This is a genomic window from Nonomuraea sp. NPDC002799, from assembly GCF_053592075.1.
In genome coordinates, this window is record NZ_JBSFVA010000099.1 from 1 (window position 1) to 5077 (window position 5077).

At 73.5% G+C, this 5077-nt stretch carries 5 protein-coding genes and 2 pseudogenes; 4 read left to right on the forward strand and 3 right to left on the reverse strand.

The features are described 5' to 3' along the window. From ACWD0F_RS51535 to mtnB, 4 genes and pseudogenes are all read left to right on the forward strand, one after another. Positions 1 to 218, forward strand: a pseudogene (locus ACWD0F_RS51535) (hypothetical protein); the annotation flags it as partial. Beyond that, positions 215 to 1162, forward strand: coding sequence for a nucleoside hydrolase (locus tag ACWD0F_RS51540; protein WP_449890411.1), 948 nt, complete (start codon positions 215 to 217; stop codon positions 1160 to 1162). The pseudogene ACWD0F_RS51535 and the gene ACWD0F_RS51540, both read left to right, overlap by 4 nt. After that, a complete protein-coding gene (mtnC, locus tag ACWD0F_RS51545) occupies positions 1159 to 1821 on the forward strand; it encodes an acireductone synthase (RefSeq protein ID WP_449890413.1) in 663 nt (220 codons plus the stop codon). Before ACWD0F_RS51540 ends, mtnC begins: the two co-directional genes overlap by 4 nt. Beyond that, positions 1818 to 2447, forward strand: a complete 630-nt coding sequence (gene mtnB / locus ACWD0F_RS51550; RefSeq protein WP_449890414.1) for a methylthioribulose 1-phosphate dehydratase — start codon at positions 1818 to 1820, stop codon at positions 2445 to 2447. Before mtnC ends, mtnB begins: the two co-directional genes overlap by 4 nt. A 154-nt stretch (positions 2448 to 2601) precedes the next feature. On the opposite strand, the gene mtnK is transcribed toward mtnB, so the two are convergent. From mtnK to ACWD0F_RS51565, 3 genes and pseudogenes are all read right to left on the reverse strand, one after another. Beyond that, entirely contained in the window at positions 2602 to 3786 is a 1185-nt protein-coding gene (gene mtnK / locus ACWD0F_RS51555) for an S-methyl-5-thioribose kinase (protein ID WP_449890415.1), read from the reverse strand. After that, entirely contained in the window at positions 3783 to 4811 is a 1029-nt protein-coding gene (locus ACWD0F_RS51560) for an ABC transporter permease (RefSeq protein WP_449890417.1), read from the reverse strand. The genes mtnK and ACWD0F_RS51560 overlap by 4 nt, the downstream gene beginning before the upstream one ends. Before the next feature lie 31 nt (positions 4812 to 4842). Then, positions 4843 to 5077, reverse strand: a pseudogene (locus ACWD0F_RS51565) (sugar ABC transporter ATP-binding protein); the annotation flags it as partial.

Below are 5077 nucleotides of genomic sequence, written 5' to 3' on the forward strand. Positions count from 1 at the left end.
CGGGCACGAATCTGGCGCGGCCGTCCGGGGTGGCGAAGGCGTCGAGGAACGGCCGCGGCGTCCCGGACGAGGTGCTGCGGGTCCTCGGCCACCGCACCGCCGCCGACGGCGTGACCGGCTACTACCCCGCCTTCGACGTGACCCCGCCCGACCTGGTGACCCGCATCGTGACCGCACGAGGCGCGCACCTGCCCGACCGACTGAAGGAGAGCCTGTGAGACGCGTCGTGGTCGACACCGACACCGGCATCGACGACGCCCATACCCTGCTGTACCTGGCAGGGCGGGCCGACGCCGAGATCGCCGCGATCACCTCGGTGTTCGGCAACTGCACCGAGGAGGACGCCACCCGCAACATCGGGTACGTCGCCCGGCTCCTCGGCCTCGACGTCCCCATCGCGCGCGGCGCGGCGGAGCCCCTGCGCGGGGCCGCGCGCATCGCCGGGTACGTGCACGGCAAGGACGGACTCGGCGACCTGGGCCACGAGCGCCCGCTGCCGGCTGTGACCGGCGAAACGGCCGCCGAGCTGCTGGTGCGGCTGGCGAACGAGCAACCGGGTGAGCTGGACCTGCTGGCGCTCGGCCCGCTCACCAACCTCGCGCTGGCGCTGCGCCTGGATCCCGGGTTGTTCACGAAGTACCGCTCGGTGGTGCTCATGGGCGGCTCGGGCCCCTACGCCGAGCCTGGCACGCTGCTGATGATCGACGCCAACATCGACAACGACTCCGAGGCGGCGCGGGCGGTGTTCGCGGCGCCGCGAACGGAGCTGGTCATGGTCGGCGTCAACGTGACGGCGGCCACCATCCTGGACGAGCGCGCCATCGCCGCCCTGCGCGCCACGCGGACGCCCGCCGCCCGGTTCGCGACCGCGATCCTGGACGCCTACCTGGACTTCTACCAGAACGAGTGGGGCCGCCGGATCATCCCGCTGCACGACCCGCTGGCGGCGGGCATCCTGCTGGACCCCACGTTCGCCACCGCGCACACGGACGGCCCCGTCAACGTGCGCACCGACGGATTCCTGTCCAGGGCGCGGCTGATGCGCACCCACGACGGGCTGCCGCCGGCCTTCCCGTACGAGCCCGCGCCGGACACCCGGGTGATCACCGCCGTGGACACGGCCAGGTTCGTCGCCGACTTCGTGGAGGTGCTCACCCGATGACCATCGTGCTCGACATCGAGGGAACGACCAGCTCGACCGAGTCGGTGCACACCGGCCTGTACGACTACGCCCGCCCCCGGCTCGGCCCGTGGATCGCCGATCACGCCGGCGACCCGGAGGTGCGGGCCGCGCTGGCGCAGATCGGCGCCGCGACGACGGAGGAAGCCGTCGAGGCGCTGCACGCGTGGATGGCCGGCGACGTCAAGGCCACCCCGCTCAAGACGCTGCAGGGGCAGATCTGGGCGGCGGGCTTCGCGGCCGGCGAGCTCACCGCGCACTTCTTCGCCGACGTGCCGCCGGCGCTCCGCGCCTGGCACGCGGCCGGACGCGAGCTGGCCGTCTTCTCCTCCGGCTCGGTCGCCAGCCAGCGGCCCTGGTTCGCCCACACGGCGTACGGGGATCTGTCCGTCATGATCGGCCAGTGGTTCGACACGGTCAACGCGGGTCCCAAGCGGGAGCCCGGCTCGTACGCGCGGATCGCCGAGGCGCTCGGCGAGCAGCCGGGCGAGCTGCTGTTCCTGTCGGACGTCCCCGCCGAGCTGGACGCCGCGGCGGCGGCCGGCTGGCGCACCACCGGGGTCCGCCGGCCAGGTGAGCCGAACGGCGTCGTGCCGTTCGGCCCGCATCCCGTCATCACGTCCTTCGAGGAGATCTCTTGAGCATCGACACCGATTCGGTCGCCGAGCACGTGCACGCGGCGGGCGGCAGACTGGCGGTGGAGGCGGCCCGCTTCACCGGCATCGGCTGGATGCGCGGCACTTCGGGCAATCTGTCCGAAGTGGTGTCCCGTGACCCGCTGCGCCTGGCCGTCACCGCCAGCGGCCTGGACAAGGGCGAGCTGCTGCCCACCGACGTGGCGGTGGTGGGCGCGCGCGGCGAGCAGGTCGCGGTGGACGGGGTGGCGCCGCTGCGCCCGTCGGCCGAGGCCGGGCTGCACGCCCGGGTGGCCCTGCTGACGGGCGCGGACGCCGTGGTGCACGTGCACGCGCTGAACGCGGTGGTCGCCGGGCACCGCTGGCCCGGCGGGGTACGGCTGCGCGACGTGGAGACCCTCAAGGGCATCGGCCGCCTCGCGCACGACGACGAGGTCACGATCCCGGTGATCGGGAACAGCCAGGACATGATCGAGCTGGGCGACCGGTTCGAGGAGTCCTACGATCCGCGCACGCCCGGGGTGATCGTGGCCGACCACGGGCTGTACACGTGGGGCACCGACCTCAAGCACGCCCGGCACGTCACCGAGTGCGTGGAATGGCTGCTGGCCTACGCCCTCGCCATCGCCTGAACGGGTGGTGACCGCCCCACTCGCCGGCCACCGCCCGTGCCCTGGCGGGAGACGCGTGACGGCGGCCCCATGACGGCGGCCCCATGACGGCGGCCCCATGACGGCGGCCCCATGACAGGGTCGCTGTCCTGGGGCCGTCGTCAGCGACCTCGTGTCAGCGGGCGGACGACTCCGCCAGGATCTGCCCGACCCGGTCGAACAGCGGCTTCGGCTCACCCTGCCCGGCCTGACCGGTGAGCAGGTGCCCGGCCGCCGCCAGCACCGCGCGGATGGCGCGGGCCCGCAGGTCCTCGGGCAGGGACTCGATGTCGCTGACCCGGGAGAAGCCGATCACCCGGCGGGTCGCCTTGGCCGCCGTGAAGGCGACCGCGTCGGCGTACACCTTGGCCAGGTAGGGGTCGAGGTCGATCACCCGCGGATCGGCCCGCCCCGGCCAGAGCGCGGCGAACTCATCGGCGAACGCCTGCCAGGTCTCCGCCGCCTGCGCCAGCACCCAGGCCGCGTGCCCGTCCTCGCCCAGGACGAGGGCGCGGGCGGCGGCCAGCACGTAGTTGCCCCAGAGGGCGCCGACGTCGAAGCCGACGGGGCCGTAGAAGGCGAACTCGACGTCGAAGGCGCGGGTGGAGTGCGGCTGCGCGCGTACCAGGACGGAGCCGGTGTGCAGGTCGCCGTGGATGAGCGCCTCGGCGTGCGTCATGAAGACCAGCTTGGCGGCGCCGATGGCCGCCCTGACTCCGGGATCGCCGGCGTAGGCGGCCACGTCGGCGGCGTTGGCGGGCAGGATCCGGTTGTGCTCGTGCGTGATGTAGGGCTCGGTGAAGACCAGGTCCTCGGTGATCTCGCACAGCTCCGGGTTCGGGGCGGCGGCGAGGGCGGCCTTGTGCGCCTTGGCCCCCAGCCCGAACACCGACGTGCCGAATCCGGCCTTCGCCACATAACGCCCCAGATCGGCGGCGACGCCCTCGTGTCGCAGGCCCTCGTTCAGCGCGCCGCGCCACACCCGGTGGTCCGACAGGTCCTCGATGACGATGACGTGCCGGGCCGGGTCGGCGTCGTAGATCTCCGGAACGAGACCGGGCGCGACCTGGTTGTGCACGCGCAGCGCCCGGCCCTCGATGCCGTTGCGCTCCGCGGTGATGGGCCAGGTCGGGTCCACCCTGACGTACGGCAGGGCCTGCTTGAGCACCAGCCCGCCGCCGGTCGCCTCGACCACGAAGACCAGGTTGAGGTTGCCGTCGCCCACCTCCCGCACCCGTGTGACCTCGCCGAACCGGGCGAGCTCCGGCCGTGCCGCCACGTAGCCGGGCACCGTGTCCACCGTGAGCACCTCGTAGCTCAACGGATCCTCCTGAGCGTGTAACTGGTCACCAGCGCGCCGACGAGCAGCGCGCCCTGGACGAAGGTCTGGGCGTAGTAGGGGGCGTTCAGCATGGTCAGGCCGTTGATCACGACGCCGATGAAGAGCGCGCCGACGACCGTGCCGAGCGCGTTGGGGCGGTTGGCGCCCAGCACCGCGAAGCCGATGAGCGCGGCGGCCACCGCCTGCAGCAGGTACGGGTCCCCGGCGCCCACGTCGCCCCTGCCGAGCCGGGCGGAGAGCAGAATCCCGGCGACCGCCGCGCACACCCCCGACACGGCGTAGGCCAGCGCGCGGTACCGGGCCACGCGGATGCCCGCGAGCCTGGCCGCCTCGGCGTTCCCGCCGATCGCGTACAGTGCCCGGCCCCACCTGGTGTGGTTGAGCAGCACGTACACGGCGGCGGCCAGCAAGGCGAAGACCACCACGGGAACGGGCACGGAGGCGATCGTGCCGCCGCCGAGCCAGGCGAAGCCCTCGGTGTAGCGGCCGGGCGCGGGCGCGCCGTCCACCGTCATGCCCGGCGCGACCGACTGGCCGCCCGTGACGATCAGCGCCAGCCCCTGGAACAGGAAGAGCGTGCCCAGCGTGGCCACCAGATCGGGCACCTTGGCGACGACGGTGAGCAGCACGTTCACCCCGGCCACGAGCAGGCCGGTGAGCAGGCCCGCGACGACCGCCGTGGCGCCGGTGAGGTTGTACTTGACCATGGCCAGCGCGGTCACCATGACGACCGTGCCCACGCAGGCGCCGGCCGACAGGTCGAAGCCGCCCGTGGTCATGGAGACGGTCACGCCGAGCGCGACGATGCCGAGGACGGCCACGGACTGCAGGACGACCAGGGCGTTCTGGTAGGTCGGGAACGCCGGTCGGAGCAGGGCGAACAGGACGAGCAGGGCGACCAGGACGGCCAGCAGGCCATAGCGGTAGGCCAGCGCCGCGGCGCCGGCGGTCACGCGGCCGGCCCTGGGCGCGGTGGCGCGCTCGCCGCGTGCGGTGGCGGTCATACCGAGCCTCCTGCGCCGCTCGCGATGGCGGTCATTCCGAGCCTCCTGACATCAGCACGGCCAGGCGTTCCGAGGTCGCCTCGGCGATCGGGAGCTCCCCGGCGAGGCTGCCCTCGTGCAGGACGAGCACCCGGTCGGCCAGCTCGACCAGCTCCTGCGGGTCGGAGGAGGCGACCACGACGCCCATGCCGCGGGCCTGCTGCCGGACGACGCGGCCGATGTCGGCCCTGGCGCCCACGTCCACGCCGCGGAAGGGCTCGTCGAGG